This window comes from Prescottella soli, assembly GCF_040024445.1.
Lineage (GTDB): Bacteria > Actinomycetota > Actinomycetes > Mycobacteriales > Mycobacteriaceae > Prescottella > Prescottella soli.
This window is the reverse complement of the sequence record NZ_CP157276.1, coordinates 1,666,944-1,682,632: the sequence shown is the minus strand read 5'-3', so window position 1 is coordinate 1,682,632 and position 15,689 is coordinate 1,666,944. Positions and strand designations below refer to the sequence as shown.

Here is a 15,689-nt window from a genome sequence, read left to right as displayed (position 1 = left end):
TCCCGAACTACACGGGACTCATGCACCCCACGGAATGCGGTCCGAGTGACTAACGTCGAAGTCGGCACCTCGATCGGTTCGGTCCGGGGCGGATCGACCACGACTTGCCGCACCGATTCGTCACAAACGGAAGAGGGTGAGCGGGATGACCGCACAGGGCATGCAGCACGGCGCCGAGGAACCGTCGATCGCGCGGGACGCGAACGCGGTGATCGTCGGCGTCGACGGGTCGGAGTCCGCGGAAGCGGCCGTCCGCTGGGCCGCGCAGATGTGCGCGGACCGTAACCTGTCGCTGCGGATCATCCACGCCCTGAACTTCTCGCCCTACACCTACGGTGCGCCGTACCTCGACGTCGCAGGCATCTACGACTGGATGGAGGACGAGGGCAAGGAGATCCTGTCCCGCGCGGCGGCGGTCGCCCGCGAGGTCTCCGCCGACCTGGACATCTCCACCGAGATCTCGACGATGGGCGGCGCCCGCTGGCTGGTGTCGCTCTCCGAGGACTCGCGGGCGCTGGTGCTGGGGGCGTCCGGCAGCGGCTCGGCCGGCGGCATCGGCTCGACCGCGGTCAACGCCGCGAGTCACGGCGTGTGCCCGGTGGTGGTGGTCCACCAGCGTGACGGCCAGGTTCCGCAGGAGGGACCCGTGGTCGTGGGCGTCGACGGCAGCCCCACGAGCGAGCGGGCCACGGGTGTCGCGTTCGAGGAGGCCGCGCAGCGCGGGGTCCCGCTGGTGGCGATCCACGCGTGGAGCGACACCCCGCACGGGACGCTCGCCGGTGGGCGCAGCTCGATCCGTGACCCCCGCGCGTTCGAGGACGCCGAACACGAGGTTCTCTCCGAACGCCTCGCCGGGTGGTGCGAGCGGTACCCGGACGTCGAGGTCCAGCGCGAGCTGTACATCGACGGCCCCCGCACCCACCTGCTGGCGTGGTCGCAGAAGGCGCAGTTGGTGGTCGTCGGCAGCCGCGGGCGCGGCGGCTTCCGTGGCCTGCTGCTGGGCTCGACCAGCAACGAATTGGTCCAGAAGGCGCAGTGCCCGGTGATGGTGGTCCGGCCCGAGCGGTCGTAGAGTCCACTTCGTCGTAACGTCCGTCACAGATAACACGGAATGGGGTCGCCGAAGTGCGCATCGGTATGGGCTTGAACTACAGCGGGGGATTCGCGGAGACCGTCGAGGAGGTCGCCGACCTCGAACGCGCGGGCCTGGACATCGTGTTCGTGCCCGAGGCGTACTCGTTCGACGCCGTCAGCCAGCTGGGGTACCTGGCGGCCAGGACGTCGAAGATCGAGCTGGCGTCGGGCATCTTCCAGATCTACACCCGCACCCCGAGCCTGACCGCGATGACCGCGGCCGGCCTGGACTACGTCTCGGGCGGCCGGTTCGTGATGGGCATCGGGGCGTCGGGTCCGCAGGTCATCGAGGGCTTCCACGGCGTCAAGTACGACGCCCCGCTCGGCCGCACCCGCGAACTGGTCGACATCTGCCGCCAGGTGTGGCGCCGAGAGAAGGTCAACTACCAGGGCAAGTACTACCAGGTCCCGCTGCCGGCCGACCAGGGCACGGGCCTGGGCAAGCCGCTGAAGCTGATCAACCACCCGGTGCGCGAGCGGATCCCGATCGTCATCGCCTCGCTGGGCCCGAAGAACGTGGCACTGACCGCCGAGATCGCGGAGGGCTGGGAGCCGATCTTCTTCTACCCGGAGAAGGCCGAGTCGGTGTGGGGCGAGGCGCTCGCGGCCGGCAAGGCGAAGCGGGACCCGGCGCTGGGTGATCTGCAGATCTACGCGGGCCCGGCGCTGGCGATCGGCGACGACGTCGAACCGTTGCTGCAGTGGATCAAGCCGCACCTGGCGCTGTACATCGGCGGCATGGGCGCCAAGGGCAAGAACTTCTACAACGACCTCGCGTGCCGCTACGGCTACGAGGAGGAGGCCGAGAAGATCCAGGACCTGTACCTGGCCGGCAAGAAGGAGGAGGCCGCCGCGGCCGTGCCCGACGAACTCGTCCGCGCCGTCTCGCTCATCGGCACCGAGAGCTTCGTCAAGGAACGTGTCGCGGCGTTCGCCGCCGCCGGCGTGACGACGCTCAACGTGACGCCGCTGGCCGCCGACCGCGCGGGACGGGTCGCCCTCATCGAGAAGCTGCGCGCGATCGTCGACTGAACGGAACCCGGCGGGCGGTGACGTGCCCAGCGTCACGGCCCGCCGGGGGCCGAGACCCACGCGACGGCGGACGGAAACCGGGACAATGGTCTCGACAGGACCGCAGGTGTGAAGGAGAAACTGGATCCATGAGCGCAACCGAAGCGATCGTCGTCGCCGTCGACGGCTCCGAAGCGGCATCGAACGCGGTGGTGTGGGCGGCCCGCGCGGCCGCGGTCCACCAGCGTCGCCTGCACATCGTCACCGCCGTGCACATCCCGGCGTTCTACTACTCCGAGCCGTACCTGGCCCGCAGCTTCCAGGACGAACTGCGCGACACGGCCCGGTCGCGACTCGACAGCGCGCACGTCCTCGCCAAGCAGTCGGCCGAGGACATCGGTTCGATCGAGATCACCACCGAGCAGGTCGACGGCCGTCCGGCCCCGACGCTGATCGACCTGTCGGCGCAGGCGTGGATGGTGGTCCTCGGATCGCACGGGCACGGCGAGATCACCGGCCTGGTCGTCGGTTCCGTCACCGCGGCGGTGTCCGCGCACGCCCAGTCCCCGGTCGTCGTGGTCCGTGGCCGCACGCTCGACGGCCTGCCGCCGACCGAGGGCCCGATCGTGGTGGGCATCGACGGCTCCGAGTCGTGCAAGCCCGCCGTCGCGATCGCCTTCGAGGAGGCGGCGATGCGCAGCGCCAACCTCATCGCCGTGAACGTCTGGAGCGACGTGAGCGTGCAGCCCTCCCTCGGCGCCACCCCCGACGACCCGCACTGGAGCCGCATCCAGACCGGCGAGGAAGTGGTGCTGGCCGAGCGGCTCGCCGGCTGGCAGGAGCGGTACCCGGATGTCGCCGTCGAACGCGTCGTGGCCCGGGACCGGCCGGTGCGGGTGCTCAGCGAGTACGCCGAGCAGGCCCAGTTGATCGTGGTCGGCACCCGTGGACGCGGCGGCTTCCGGGGCATGCTGCTGGGCTCGACCAGCCGGGCGATGCTGCACACCGCCGACTGCCCGGTGCTGATCGTGCCGTCGGGCGACTAGTTTCGAGCGTCCGATCCGGGGCCGCGTGGCGATCGCCGCGCGGCCCCGGTGTCGTTCCACGACGTTCCGGACAGCGCGAGCACCCGATAGCCGGCCTCGTTGATCCGGTGGTGCCGGGACCACCTCCGCTCGGTCCACTCCGGATCGGTGTGCGCGGCCACCAGCGCAGCCGTCGTCGCCGAGTGCAGGTCGAATTCGAGTCCGCGGCAGAGTTCACGCGTCTCGGACCGGTCTCGCGTGGCCTCGATCCGTTCGATCGTGGTCGCGACCCTGCCGTCCGCGTCCTCGAGGACACGGCGGTACGACGCCGGCAGCACCGTCCACAAAACGATGACGGCGACGACGACACCGATCACCGTCTCGAGCAGGCGATCCCGGGTCACCCCGGTGAGGTCGTCGGGGGACCCGAGACCGGCGAGCAGCAGCGCCAGGGTCGTGATGAACACCATCGCCAGTCCGTAGTTGCGGACGAGGTACGCCTGCACTCCGGCCATCGATGCGGCCAGCACGAGCACGAGGACGGCACCGGTCGGGTCGATCGGCTTCAACGCTGCGAGTACCAGCAGACCCAGCACCGTTCCCGCGAAGCGGTGCACGGCCCGATACGTTCCGAGGACCCGGTCCGGGCCCTGGTGCAGAATCATCGCGGCGGTGATGACCGCCCAATCCGGCCGCGCGACACCGAGACTCATGGCGACGATGCCGGCCGCCGGGCACGCCACGAGCAGTCGGACGACGATGAGCGTCGACCGGCCCCGCAGGTGTGCCGCACGTTCCAACCGGAACCGGATCGTCGGGCGCGGGGCGGGGACCCGTCGCCACAGGTCTTCACGGTCGGTGTCGAGGGCCGTCTCGCTGCCGTGCAGGAGTGACACGCAGCGATCCTGCGCCTCGAGCAGGTCCCGGGTCAGGGGATGGTCCTGCGTGGCGATCCCCGCGTCGTGCAGGCACTGCCATGCGGCGTGGACGGCCTTGACCGCCGCGTGGCGACGCGGCGCCGAGTCCCGGGTGCGATCGAAGGCGTCGACGGCCGCGACGGCAGATGCGACCGCCGCGCGTTCGGGGGTGCGGGGGCGTGCCACGCAGCCGGACATCGCGACCGCGACGGCGGTGACCCCACCGACCGCCGTCCAAGCGACGACGTGGCCGACGGGAACGCCGGCCGCGGGCAGCGCCGACGCGATCTCGACCGCGAGCAGCGGCAGGAACGCGCCCGGTGCACCGAGTCGCAGAGCGTCGACCATGAAGGCACCCACGGCCACGAACGCGGACATGGTGAGCACCAGCACCAGCGGCCACAGCGCGGATCCGCCGGACGCGGCCGCGTCGTGGACGGCGCTGCCGACAACGGCCCCGATGAGGGCCCCGACCACCATCACGCACGCCGCGACCGAGACCGCCCGCCACCGCACCCGATAGGGACGACTCTCGCCGTACACCACCGCGAAGGCGCCGAGCGTCGCGGTCGCGGCCGCCGGATCGTGGCCGAGCGCGAGACCGAGGAGCCCGGGCAGTGCGACGGCCACCGCCGCCCGCACGGTTCCCGGCCAGCGCCGTCCGTCCCGCGGTACGCGCACCAGCGCGGGCCATGCCCGGGTCGGTGTGGGAATCGGGGGAGGGACTTCGATCGACACGGGTACTTACGTTACGAAACGGTGCGGGCGCGATCGAATCAGGCAAAACGGGAATGCCGTCGGGGTGATCGGCGGCACTGTGTCCGGTTCCTCCCGCTGCTCGTCCAGTCCACCGCCCACCCGCTCCGCCCGGTGGGCTCCTCCCGTGCGTCGGGTGGGCGCCCGAGCCCTTCCGCCTTCGCGATTCCTCCCCTCGACGGACCGGATCGGAGTTAAATAGATTCGAACAGGCGCAATGGATTTCGACAGGATCAAGCAGAGCCCAGTCCACCGCCCACCCGCTCCGGTCCGGTGCCACCTGCGGGAGGCAGATCGTTTCGGGGATGCGCGATGAACGAAGCAGCCTTGGGCGTCCATGCGGGAAGCCGCGAGCCCGCCGCCACCCGTCCGGAACCACCCGAGCGGATCGATGACGACTCGGGTGGTGGCGGTGTCAGTGTCACGCTCCCGCGGCTGCTCGCGGTCGCGCGGCTGACACCGGTGCAAGCTGCGCAATTGGTCGCAGACTTGGCGGACCAGCTCGAACCGGTCGCCGGGAGTGGCCGTCCGGTCGCTGTGCGGGACGACACCGTGATGGTGTCCGACGGCGGACGGCTCACGATCGACGGCGCCGGCAGCGCCGCGTCCCGCGTCGCGGCGAACGGTGCGATCGCGAGCCTGCTCCGCGATATCGCGACGAACTGTCGCGGGCCCGAGTTCGACGGATTCCTGACCGAATCGATATCGGAGACAACGGATCTGGATGATATGGTGCGCCGATTCGGTCGGGCCGTCGCGCCCGAGTTCGACCCGGCCGACGAGTCCCGGCGGAGGCGCCAGATCGGCGAACTCGTCAGGGCGACGACGGTTCGATCCCGACCGGATTGTCGGGTAGGGGAAGACCGGGAAGATCGGGCCGACGTACAGAACGGTCCGTCCGTGCCGGCCGGGTCGCTCGTGACGAGCACCGGCTGGTTTCCGCCGGTCCGAAGCCCCTGGCACAGTCGTCGGAGGCGGCCGTCCCGGCGACAGGGGGTGTTCGCCCTGCTCACGATCGTCGTTCTCGCCGGCGCGGTCGTGGCGGCCCCGCACGCCTGGGAGCAGCTCAGCCGGGGCTGGGACACCCTCCGCGATCCGGTGAACCCCTCCGCGCAGAACCTCATCGAGCCGGTGTCGCCGCCGCCCGAGCCGGCGGACCCCGCCGCGGCCGGTGGGGTCGCACCGCCGCCGGTCGATACCGGTGCCCCGGCGTCCGCGGGTCAGATCGCCGGGGTCGCAGCAAGTTTCGCCGACGGATCGTGCAGCCCCGGCAAGCCGTGCGCCGTGCGGGTGGACGTTCGCCTCGACCCGACGGCCGTCGGCGCGGTCACCTGGAAGCTGAACGTCTACGACCGATGCTCGGGCGAGGTACACGAGGGTGGTGACGTCACCATCCCGGCCGAGCAGGGGCGGGACGGCGTGTACGGCCTGAGCCGGACCGCCCTGCCGAACAGTCCCGCCTTGGCCATCGCCGCGGTCACGAGCGCTCCGGCGGTCGCCGCGTCGGTGCCGCTGTACGTGCCCGCCGAGAAGGCGGCCTGCTGATGAGTGGGGACGGTGGTCGGGCGAGGGGACACGATCGAGAGTCGGACCCCTGGATCGTGTCGGCGGCGGTCGTTCTCGCGGTCCTCGGCCTGCTCAACCTGGTCTCGATCGGGCTCACGTCGCAGGCGATCCGCCATGCGGTCTTCACCGTGATCGGCCTCGGGGCGATGTGGGCCGTGTCGCGAATGCGGGTGAACAATCTGGCCCGATTCGGCTGGGTGACCCTCGCGGTCTCGGTCGCGATGCTGGCAGCGGTGCCGCTCGTCGGGGTCGCGGTCAAGGGCGCGCAGCGTTGGCTGGACTTCGGCTTGTTCACCGTTCAGCCGGCCGAAGTCGTCAAGCTCGGTCTGGTCATGGTGTCGGCAACCATCCTGGCCGGCGGCTACACGTTCGGCCGGTTGGTGGCGGCGTTGGCGATCGCCGGTGTCGTGGTCGCACTCGTTGCTCTGCAGCCCGACCTGTCGAGTGCCGTGGTGCTGGCCGCGATAGCGGCGCTGATGCTGATCCTGGCCAGGGTGCCGATGGCACCGCTGATGCCGCTGTTCGCGCTGGGGATCGCCGCGCTGCCCATTGCCGTTCTCTTCCTCCGCCCGTACCAGCTCGAACGGATCCAGACGTTCGTGTCGAGCGACGCCGACCCGGGCGGATCGGGCTGGGCATCGATGCAGGCCGACATCGCGGTCGGCAGCGGTGGTCTGTGGGGCCTGGCGCGAGACCCCACGTACGACCTGAGAGCGGCATACCTTCCCGAGTCGCAACACGACCTCGCGTTCGCGAGCCTCGTGTACGGGTGGGGGCTGTTCGCCGGCATCGCGGTCATCGCGGCCAGCCTGGTGATCACCTGGCGTGCTGCCCTCGCCGCACGACGCGCCCGGACCAGGGAAGCTGCGCTGGTGGCCGCGGGCATCGGCGGGCTGTTCGGGATCCACGCGGTGCTGTCGATCGGTGCGAGCCTGTCCGTACTGCCCCAGACCGGAATGCCGCTCCCGATGTTCAGCTACGGGGGCACGGTCGCGGTCGTCGGATTCGTCTCGATCGGACTGGTGCTCGCGGTGCGGCGCGACGGTGTCGGTCGGCCGCTGTGGGCACAGCCGTCGACACGCCGGCGACGGCCGCGGGGCGTCACGGCAGGTTCCCTCGCGGTCACCGCGCTCCTCGTGGCGATGTGCGTGTTCGCCTGGCAGTTGCAGAGCGATCGCGGTCCGGAGTTACGCGCGCTGAGCGATACCCAGATGACTCGCTGCATCCGACTGCCCGCGGAACGCGGTGAGATCCTGGACCGGAACGGCGTTCCGCTGGCGACCAACGTTCCCGAGTACTCCATTTCGGTGGTCAGCCGAATGTTCGACGAGGATGACTCCGGTTCGCGTGCCGTCCTCGCCTCGCTGCTGGGTGAGCCCGACGCCGAGCTGACGAAGACCCTGGGGGACAGCGGCGACGAGATGCAGGCCGTCGTCGGCCGGGTTCCCCCCGATCAGGCTCGCCGGATCATCGACGCGAAGCTGCCCGGCGTGCTCGTCGTGCCCTCCGGAAAGCGGCACTATCCGTACGGCGCCACGCTCGCCTCCGTCCTCGGCTACGTCAGCGTCGGAGATCCGCAGGACATGGAACGCTGGCCGCAGCTCGCACTCGGGTCGCGGGTGGGCCGGGCGGGTCTCGAGAAGCAGTACGACGCGCTGCTCCGCGGCACGGACGGCAGGCAGTGCGTCTACGTCGATCCTGCCGGAAATCTGGTCGGCCCGGCCGAGCGCGTGGATCCGGTGCCCGGCCACGCTCTGCGGCTGCACCTGGACATCGGCTTGCAGACCCTGGCGACGGATGCGCTGGCTCAGGCGGTTCGCAGCAGCGGAGGTGACCTCGGCGCGGCGGTGGTGATGGACGCGCGCACCGGTGGGGTGCTCGCGCTCGCCAGCGTCCCCGGGTACGACAACAACGTCTACGGTCCGCCCGTCGACGCCGTCGCGCTGGCCGCCCAGACCGAGGGGGCCGGTCCCGGCAAGATGCTCAACCACGCCTACCAGACCGCCGCGCCGCCCGGCTCCACCTTCAAGATCGTCGTGGCGTCGGCGAACCAGGAGGACCAGGTGCTGGATCCGGAGCAGGTGATCGAGACCGGCGCCGCCTACAGCTACGGCGGGCACACGTTCGCGAACTGGCAGCCGATGGGGCCCAACAACCTGTTGGGCGCGATCCAGTGGTCGGACAACGTCTACTTCTACAAGCTCGGCGAGCTCCTCGGCCCCGAGCGGATGGCGAAGACCGCCGCACAGCTCGGGGTGGGCAGCCGATCGGGGATCGACCTGCCGGGCGAGTCCGAGGGGTTCCTGGGCACACCGGAAAATGTCGCCGACATCGGTGGCACCTGGTATCCCGGCTCGACCCTGTTGATGGGCATCGGGCAGGGCACCGTGATCGCTACCCCGATCCAGGTAGCGCGGTGGACGTCCGGCATCGCCACCGGGGCGATGGTCACCCCACAGCTGGCCGCCGCCGACGCGACCGGAGACGGCGCGCCGATTCCGACGGGGGAGCCTCAGAGGCTTCCCTTCGCCGACAAGCTCGGTCCCGTCCGCGCCGGGATGCGGGCGTCGGCCAAAGCCGGCACGGCAGGCCAGCTCGCCACGCTGCCGGTGACGGCCGGCGCCAAGACCGGTACGGCGGAGGATCCGTCGGCGCCGGGCGGTCTCAACGCCTGGTTCTCCGCGGTGGTGCCCTTCGAGTCTCCCGAGATCGTCGTCACGGCGCTGGTGCGCGGCGGTGGATTCGGATCGGCGACGTCCGGTCCCGTGGTCAAGGCCCTCCTCGAGCGCTACCTCGCGGGGCGACCGGGCCCGGCTCCGGCGCCGGCTCCGGGTCGGTGATCAGCTGGAACAGGTGGTCCCCCGCAGCGGATTAGACGCTGCGGGGGACCAGAGGATGTGGGAGATCAGCCGCTGTACGCGGCGACGACCTCCGGGTGATCCAGGCAGGCGGTGGCGCCCTCGGCGACGCACGTGAGCGGGCGCTCGGCCGTCTTGACCGGCAGGCCGAACGATTCTTCGAATAGCTGGGACAGCCCGCGGAGCATCGAGCCACCCCCGATCACCAGGACGCCTTCGGACATCACGTCGCTGATGGCTTGCGGGGGAAGATCTTCCAAGCAGGCGGTGAGCGTCTGCACGATTCCGGTCGTGGTCGGCCGCAGCGCTTCCACGATCTCCTCGACATCGAGCGAGATCAGCCGCTGTACGCGGCGACGACCTCCGGGTGATCCAGGCAGGCGGTGGCGCCCTCGGCGACGCACGTGAGCGGGCGCTCGGCCGTCTTGACCGGCAGGCCGAACGATTCTTCGAACAGCTGGGACAGCCCGCGGAGCATCGAGCCACCCCCGATCACCAGGACGCCTTCGGACATCACGTCGCTGATGGCTTGCGGGGGAAGATCTTCCAAGCAGGCGGTGAGCGTCTGCACGATTCCGGTCGTGGTCGGCCGCAGCGCTTCCACTATCTCCTCGACATCGAGCGAGATCAGCCGTGCGCGGCCCGTGACGGCGTCGAGTCCCTCCACTACGAGCGACTGCTCGTCGGCGGTATCGGGTGCGCCCATCTTGGCGCGTTCCGCGGTGAGCTCGCCGACGATGATCTGATGCTCTTCGCGCAGGTAGTGGTGCAGCGCCTCGGTCAGTTCCTCTCCCGCCAGTTGGCAACTGCGGTGCGAGATCACACCACCGAAACTGATGGCAGTGACCTCCGAGGTGCCGCCGCCGACGCTCACTATGAGATGGGCGCGAGGTTCCAGGGGGTTGACGCCGCACCCGAGTGCACCCGCCACCGGTCCGGGGATCAGTCCGACCTTCCGCAGGCCGGCCTCGTGCCCGACCTCGAGCAGTGCCCGGCGCTCGAGCGGGGTGGCCCCGGCGGGAGCCGAGATGACCGCCGTCGGCCGCCGACCGTACCGTCGGTGCGGGGCGACCTGCTCGATGACGGCCGTGACGAATGCCCGGGCCGACTCCAGATCCACGATCACCCCGTCACGCATGGGGCGAACCTGCGTGATGCCCGCCGGCGTGCGGCCGACGAGGTTGCGCGCATCCTGGCCGATCGCGAGGGCGCGGTGCGGATCTTTGTTCCGAACCAGCATGAAAGACGGTTCGTTCAGGACGATTCCGCCGTCCAGGGTTCCCACGACTGTGTTAGTTGTTCCGAGATCGATGCCAAGTCCGCGCACGTCGGCCTCCCGAAGGGAATCGAACGAGATGGTCTAGATGCTACGCAAGCCGTGGAGGTTCATGGCCGGTTTCGCGAGGCAGGCTCGGTGCGGTTGTCGTGCGTTGTGGCGTCGTACTACCGAGTTGTCGGCAATGCGGCGGTTTGCGTCGCGTCGTCGTGCGCGTCGGATGGTGTGCGCCAGCAGGTTCGCGAGCAGCTTCGCGAAGTGCGCAGGGTCCTCCGGCTCGCTGCCTTCGGCGAGAAGCACCGTGCAGTAGAGCAATTCGGCGGTCCCGGAATGGGCGAGGGTGCAGATCAGGTCGATCACCGCGTCGCGGGACATACCGATGCCGTTGTCGCGCACCGTGAGAGTGCGGGCATCGGTGTCGAGCTCGATGTGCAGAACCGATATGTCAGCTTCGAGGTCCTTGTCGCGAATCGCCTCGAGCTCGAGCTTGTCGAGCGCGTCGGATGCGTTGGAGATGAGCGCGCGGAGGTAGGTGTCCTTCGTCGACCTACACCGAATGGATCATCAGATCCAGGATCTGGCGAGTCTCGGTTGGGAAGCGGATTCGTAACTGGCGCAAACCACTCCAAACCCCGGAACGCCGCAAATCGCATACGGCAATTCCGGCTTCCGCTACCCAATCGAAATGCTAGGTTGACTTCGCCTATACGCATGTGAGGCGTCAACCGTTCAGTCGGGGGTCTGGCGGAGTTTCGTGGGGGCGATGGTTGCGTTTCGATGAATTTGATTTCATGCGTTTTGGGCGGATTGTTTCGAATTCTGCGTAGGTCAATCGAGGAGGTCGTGAAACGATGTCAACCCACCGGATCGGAAATCCCCGCACTCTGAAGATGAAGACCCGCATCATGATTGCCGCGACGGCGGCCACCGCGCTGACGGTCAGCGCGCTTGCGGTCGGTCACGCTGATCCTGAATCTGGAAGCCACGGGTCTGCGGACTCCCTCGCCGTCCCGATGTCGGGCAGCCTCGACGGCTCCGGAAGTCACGATGGCAGCTCCGGCAGTAAGGATGGCAGCCACGACGGCAGCAACGACGGGGGTCATGGCGGCAGCCTGGGGAGCCTCGCTTCCGGCAGCAAGGATGGCAGCCACGACGGGAGCCATGACGGCAGTTCCGAGGGCAGCCTGGGCAGCCTCGCTTCCGGCAGTAAGGATGGCAGCCACGACGGGAGCCACGAAGGCAGTTCCGAGGGCAGCCTCGGCAGCCTCGCTTCCGGCAGTAAGGATGGCAGCCACGACGGGAGCCACGAAGGCAGTTCCGAGGGCAGCCTCGGCAGCCTCGCTTCCGGCAGCAAGGATGGCAGCCACGACGGGAGCAACGACGGAGGCCACGGTGGCAGCCTGGGGAGCCTCGCTTCCGGCAGCAAGGACGGCAGTAACGACGGGGGCCACGGCGGCAGTTCCGATGGCAACTTCGGGAGCCTGGGGGCACTGGGGAGCCTCGGGGCCGTGGGAAGCCTCGGTGCCGTCGGGAGCCTGGGGGCCCTGGGGAGCCTAGGTGCCCTGGGAAGCCTCGGTTCCGGCAGCCACGACGGCAGTAAGGACGGCAGCCACGACGGCAGTAAGGACGGCAGCCACGACGGCAGTAAGGACGGCAGCCACGACGGCAGTAATGACGGCAGCCACGACGGCAGCAAGGACGGCAGCAAGGACGGCAGCAAGGACGGCAGCAAGGACGGCAGCAAGGACGGCAGCAAGGATGGCAGCCACTCGGGCTGACCGTTTTTGAATTGCTTCGTCGGCCTGTCCCGAAGGTCGTGAAGCGATGTCACCTCACGGGAGGGGGAAATCTCCCGCACTCTGAAGATGAGGACCCGCAGGACAGGCTGATCCTGTCGACCTCATGAGGAAATGAATTTCTCCCCAATGGTGCCGGCAGTTTGTTGCCTCGTGCGACAACGAACTGCCGGCACCATCGTTTCACGCTGATGCGAGCAGGGAGTGCGACTCCAGCGGGCGCGCTGAGCTGATCGGGTGGACGCGTCAGACGGTGCGCGCCAGACGGTTGGCGAGCAGCTTCGCGAAGTGCGCCGGGTCCTCCAGCTCGCCGCCTTCCGCGAGAAGCGCCGTGCCGTAGAGCAATTCGGCGGTCTCCGCGAGGCTCGGGTCGTCGCCGCGCGCTGCGTGGGCGCTGCGCAGACCCTCCACCAGTGGGTGCGTCGGGTTGAGTTCGAGGATCCGCTTGAAGTGCGGAACCTGCTGGCCCGATGCTCGGTACATCCGCTCGAGCGCCGGCGTCATGCCGAACTCGTCGCCGACGATGCACGCGGGGGAGTCGGTGAGGCGGGTCGACAGGCGCACCTGCTTGACCTGGTCCTCGAGGGTCGTGGTGAGCCAGGAGAGGACGTCGGCGAACTCCTTGTCCTGCTCCTCGCGCTTGGCCTCGGCCTCCTGCTTCTCCTCCTCGGTGTCGAGGTCCACCTCGCCCTTCGCGATCGACTGCAGCGGCTTGCCGTCGAAGTCGGGGACCGACGTCACCCACATCTCGTCGACCGGGTCGGTGAGCAGCAGCACCTCGAGGCCGCGGGCCCGGAACGCCTCCATGTGCGGCGACGCCTCGAGTTGTTGGCGGGACTCGCCGGTGAGGTAGTAGATCTGCTCGTGCCCGTCCTTCATCCGCTCGACGTACTGGGCCAGCGTGGTCTGCTCGTCCTCGCTGTGCGTCGACGGGAACGACGAGATCTCGAGCAGGGTGTCGCGGTTGTCGAAGTCCGAGAGCAGACCCTCCTTGAGAACCCGGCCGAACTGCGACCACACCGTGCGGTACTTCTCCCGGGTCGCCTCGTCCTCGGACGAGAGCATGTCCTTGATCGTGGTGAGGACCTTCTTGGTGAGCCGGCGGCGGATCGCCCGGATCTGCCGGTCCTGCTGCAGGATCTCGCGAGAGACGTTGAGCGACAGGTCCTGCGCGTCCACCACCCCCTTGACGAAGCGCAGGTACTCGGGCATGAGTTCTTCGCAGTCGTCCATGATGAACACCCGCTTGACGTACAGGTGGATGCCGGCGCGGTGTTCGCGGGAGAACAGGTCGAACGGCGCGTGCGACGGGATGAACAGCAGCGCCTGGTACTCGAACGTGCCCTCGGCCTTCATCGGGATGACCTCGAGCGGGTCGTCCCACGAGTGGCTGACGTGCTTGTAGAACTCGTTGTACTCGTCGTCGGAGACCTCGCTGCGCGGCCGGGCCCACAGCGCCTTCATCGAGTTGAGCGTCTCCGTCTCGACGACCGTCTTCGGCTCCGTGTCCTCGGTGTCGTCGTCACCCTTCGGTGCGGGACGCTCGACCTGCATCCGCACCGGGTACGCGATGAAATCCGAGTAGCGCTTGACGATCTCGCGGAGCTTGCGCTCGGACGCGTAGTCGTACAGGTGGTCCTCGACGTCCTCGGGCTTGAGATGCAGCGTCACCGTCGTGCCCTGGGGGGCGTCGTCGACCGTCTCGATCGTGTAGGTGGCGTCTCCGCTGGACTCCCACCGCGTCCCGTGCTTCTCGCCGGCCTTGCGCGTGAGCAGCGTGACCTTGTCGGCCACCATGAACGTCGAGTAGAAACCGATGCCGAACTGGCCGATCAATTCCTCGGACGCCGCCGCGTCCTTCGCTTCGCGCAGCTTGCGGCGCAGCTCGGCGGTGCCCGACTTGGCGAGGGTGCCGATCAGGTCGATCACCTCGTCGCGGGACATGCCGATGCCGTTATCGCGCACCGTGAGAGTGCGGGCGTCGGTGTCGACGTCGAGCTCGATGTGCAGATCCGACGTGTCCGCTTCGAGGTCCTTGTCGCGGAACGCCTCGAGCTTGAGCTTGTCGAGCGCGTCGGACGCGTTGGAGACGAGCTCTCGGAGGAAGGTGTCCTTGTTGGAGTACACCGAATGGATCATCATATCCAGAATCTGGCGAGTCTCGGTCTGGAACTCGCGCTGTTCGATACCCGTGGTCATACGTGGTCCCCTTCGGCAGCAGAACTTTCGACCGAAATGTTAGGACGGCGACGAGCGCTGCGGTGACGAAGGGCCCCGATCGTCACCCTGTGGTGAGGAAAGGTTCCTCGATCGCCACGAAGCCGTGACATAGTGCCGTCACGATCTTCCGACCGCGCTCGGGATCGAACCACCGGTCGACGTGCGCCCAGTGGTACGGGTGGGTCATGTAGGGGCCGGTGAGGCCGTCGAGGCTCGCGTACTCCTGCTCCCACACGTGCGTCCAGGCCGCGGAACCGGTCGTATCGCGCACCCTGGCGAGCTGGGAGGCACCGATCGAGCGGATGTAGTGGGGCATCGCCCCGGTCTCGGCCTCGAACTGTCGGACCAGCCCGGGATCGGTGGCCGGATCGACGGCGACGAGCAGCAGCCGGTACACCGTCGGCGCGGCGGCGCTGTCCGACGGGGAGACGGTGCCGGTGTAGCTGACCCCGTCGACCCGGTCGACCGCCGGGCTCCAGAACCAGGAATCCACGACGTTCTCCACTGCGCGCCAATCGGATTCGGTGTCGAAGCGGAATCGGGCGATCACGTCCCCGGTGTTGATCCCGCCGGGAAGCGCGGTGTCGATCAGCACGGCCGTGGCGTGCGGTTGCACGTCGGCGCGCAGACCCGCGACGATGGCCCGGCGGAACTCGGCGCCGGCGGTGTCGGCGAAGTGGATCAGCCGGGTCACCTCAAACATCGGTCACCACCTCGAGATCGTCGAGCGCGGACGACGTCGTGCGTCGTCGGCTCACCAGCGACTCGTCGGCCGTCGACCACCACGCCGCGACATCCGGGTCGCGACCCGCGGCCCACCGCTGCTGCCACCACGCGTCCGCGCCGGTGACGGTCCATGTGACGGTGACGGTGTTCGACTGGTCGGTGAGCCACACCGGGGGGCTGACGAGGATGCGGTCGAGGGTGAGGCCGCGGGCGCGGGCGCCCGGCGCGTACTGGTCGAGATACGACGCGACGAACTCGCGCGCCCGGCCGGGCAGGACCTCCATCTCGTCGACGATGTAGACGGTCGGTGCAGCGTCGGCCGCAGGCTCGGCGAGCAGGCGCTCCATCGAACTCCCTTCGGTGTACCTCGACAGGACGCTAGGGCGTCGTGGAGTGTGGTGCCT

The 15,689-nt window shown here is 69.0% G+C and carries 11 protein-coding genes and 2 pseudogenes; 6 read left to right on the top strand and 7 right to left on the bottom strand.

Features of this window, described 5'->3' with window-relative positions; genetic code table 11:
• Nucleotides 1-145: 145 nt before the first annotated feature.
• From ABI214_RS07890 to ABI214_RS07880, 3 genes are all read left to right on the top strand, one after another.
• Nucleotides 146-1,072 carry a universal stress protein gene (locus tag ABI214_RS07890; protein ID WP_348608336.1) on the top strand — a complete coding sequence of 309 codons (927 nt, stop codon included), beginning with the start codon at nt 146-148 and terminating at the stop codon, nt 1,070-1,072.
• 53 nt (nt 1,073-1,125) lie between these two features.
• Entirely contained in the window at nt 1,126-2,166 is a 1,041-nt protein-coding gene (locus tag ABI214_RS07885; protein WP_348608333.1) for an LLM class F420-dependent oxidoreductase, read from the top strand.
• Nucleotides 2,167-2,294: 128 nt separating this feature from the next.
• Nucleotides 2,295-3,191 carry a universal stress protein gene (locus tag ABI214_RS07880; RefSeq protein WP_348608330.1) on the top strand — a complete coding sequence of 299 codons (897 nt, stop codon included), beginning with the start codon at nt 2,295-2,297 and terminating at the stop codon, nt 3,189-3,191.
• Here the strand turns inward: ABI214_RS07880 and ABI214_RS07875 are convergent.
• Nucleotides 3,188-4,825, bottom strand: coding sequence for an FUSC family protein (locus ABI214_RS07875; RefSeq protein WP_348608327.1), 1,638 nt, complete (start codon nt 4,823-4,825; stop codon nt 3,188-3,190). The genes ABI214_RS07880 and ABI214_RS07875 overlap by 4 nt on opposite strands.
• Nucleotides 4,826-5,155: 330 nt before the next feature.
• Between ABI214_RS07875 and ABI214_RS07870 the strand changes: the two genes are divergently transcribed.
• Together ABI214_RS07870 and ABI214_RS07865 are read left to right on the top strand one after the other, a co-directional pair.
• Nucleotides 5,156-6,388: a hypothetical protein gene (locus ABI214_RS07870; RefSeq protein ID WP_348608324.1), complete on the top strand. Its 1,233-nt coding sequence runs from the start codon at nt 5,156-5,158 to the stop codon at nt 6,386-6,388.
• Nucleotides 6,388-9,249, top strand: a complete 2,862-nt coding sequence (locus ABI214_RS07865; RefSeq protein ID WP_348608321.1) for an FtsW/RodA/SpoVE family cell cycle protein — start codon at nt 6,388-6,390, stop codon at nt 9,247-9,249. Before ABI214_RS07870 ends, ABI214_RS07865 begins: the two co-directional genes overlap by 1 nt.
• Nucleotides 9,250-9,314: 65 nt before the next feature.
• Here ABI214_RS07865 and ABI214_RS07860 read toward each other — a convergent pair.
• The 3 genes and pseudogenes from ABI214_RS07860 to ABI214_RS07850 form a co-directional block, all read right to left on the bottom strand.
• Nucleotides 9,315-9,611, bottom strand: a pseudogene (locus ABI214_RS07860) (rod shape-determining protein); the annotation flags it as partial.
• Nucleotides 9,605-10,594: a rod shape-determining protein gene (locus tag ABI214_RS07855; RefSeq protein WP_348608315.1), complete on the bottom strand. Its 990-nt coding sequence runs from the start codon at nt 10,592-10,594 to the stop codon at nt 9,605-9,607. The gene ABI214_RS07855 and the pseudogene ABI214_RS07860, both read right to left, overlap by 7 nt.
• 261 nt (nt 10,595-10,855) lie before the next feature.
• Nucleotides 10,856-11,108 (bottom strand): annotated as a pseudogene (locus ABI214_RS07850) (molecular chaperone HtpG); the annotation flags it as partial.
• A 286-nt stretch (nt 11,109-11,394) separates the two neighbouring features.
• Here ABI214_RS07850 and ABI214_RS07845 point away from each other — a divergent pair.
• Nucleotides 11,395-12,321, top strand: a complete 927-nt coding sequence (locus ABI214_RS07845) for a hypothetical protein (RefSeq protein ID WP_348608312.1) — start codon at nt 11,395-11,397, stop codon at nt 12,319-12,321.
• A 264-nt stretch (nt 12,322-12,585) separates the two neighbouring features.
• Here the strand turns inward: ABI214_RS07845 and htpG are convergent, their stop codons facing one another.
• From htpG to ABI214_RS07830, 3 genes are all read right to left on the bottom strand, one after another.
• Nucleotides 12,586-14,538, bottom strand: a complete 1,953-nt coding sequence (htpG, locus tag ABI214_RS07840) for a molecular chaperone HtpG (RefSeq protein ID WP_348608310.1) — start codon at nt 14,536-14,538, stop codon at nt 12,586-12,588.
• An 82-nt stretch (nt 14,539-14,620) separates the two neighbouring features.
• Nucleotides 14,621-15,262 (bottom strand): Dabb family protein, encoded by a 642-nt coding sequence (locus tag ABI214_RS07835; protein ID WP_348608308.1) that lies wholly within the window; start codon nt 15,260-15,262, stop codon nt 14,621-14,623.
• Nucleotides 15,255-15,632: a hypothetical protein gene (locus tag ABI214_RS07830; RefSeq protein ID WP_348608305.1), complete on the bottom strand. Its 378-nt coding sequence runs from the start codon at nt 15,630-15,632 to the stop codon at nt 15,255-15,257. Before ABI214_RS07830 ends, ABI214_RS07835 begins: the two co-directional genes overlap by 8 nt.
• Nucleotides 15,633-15,689: the final 57 nt, after the last annotated feature.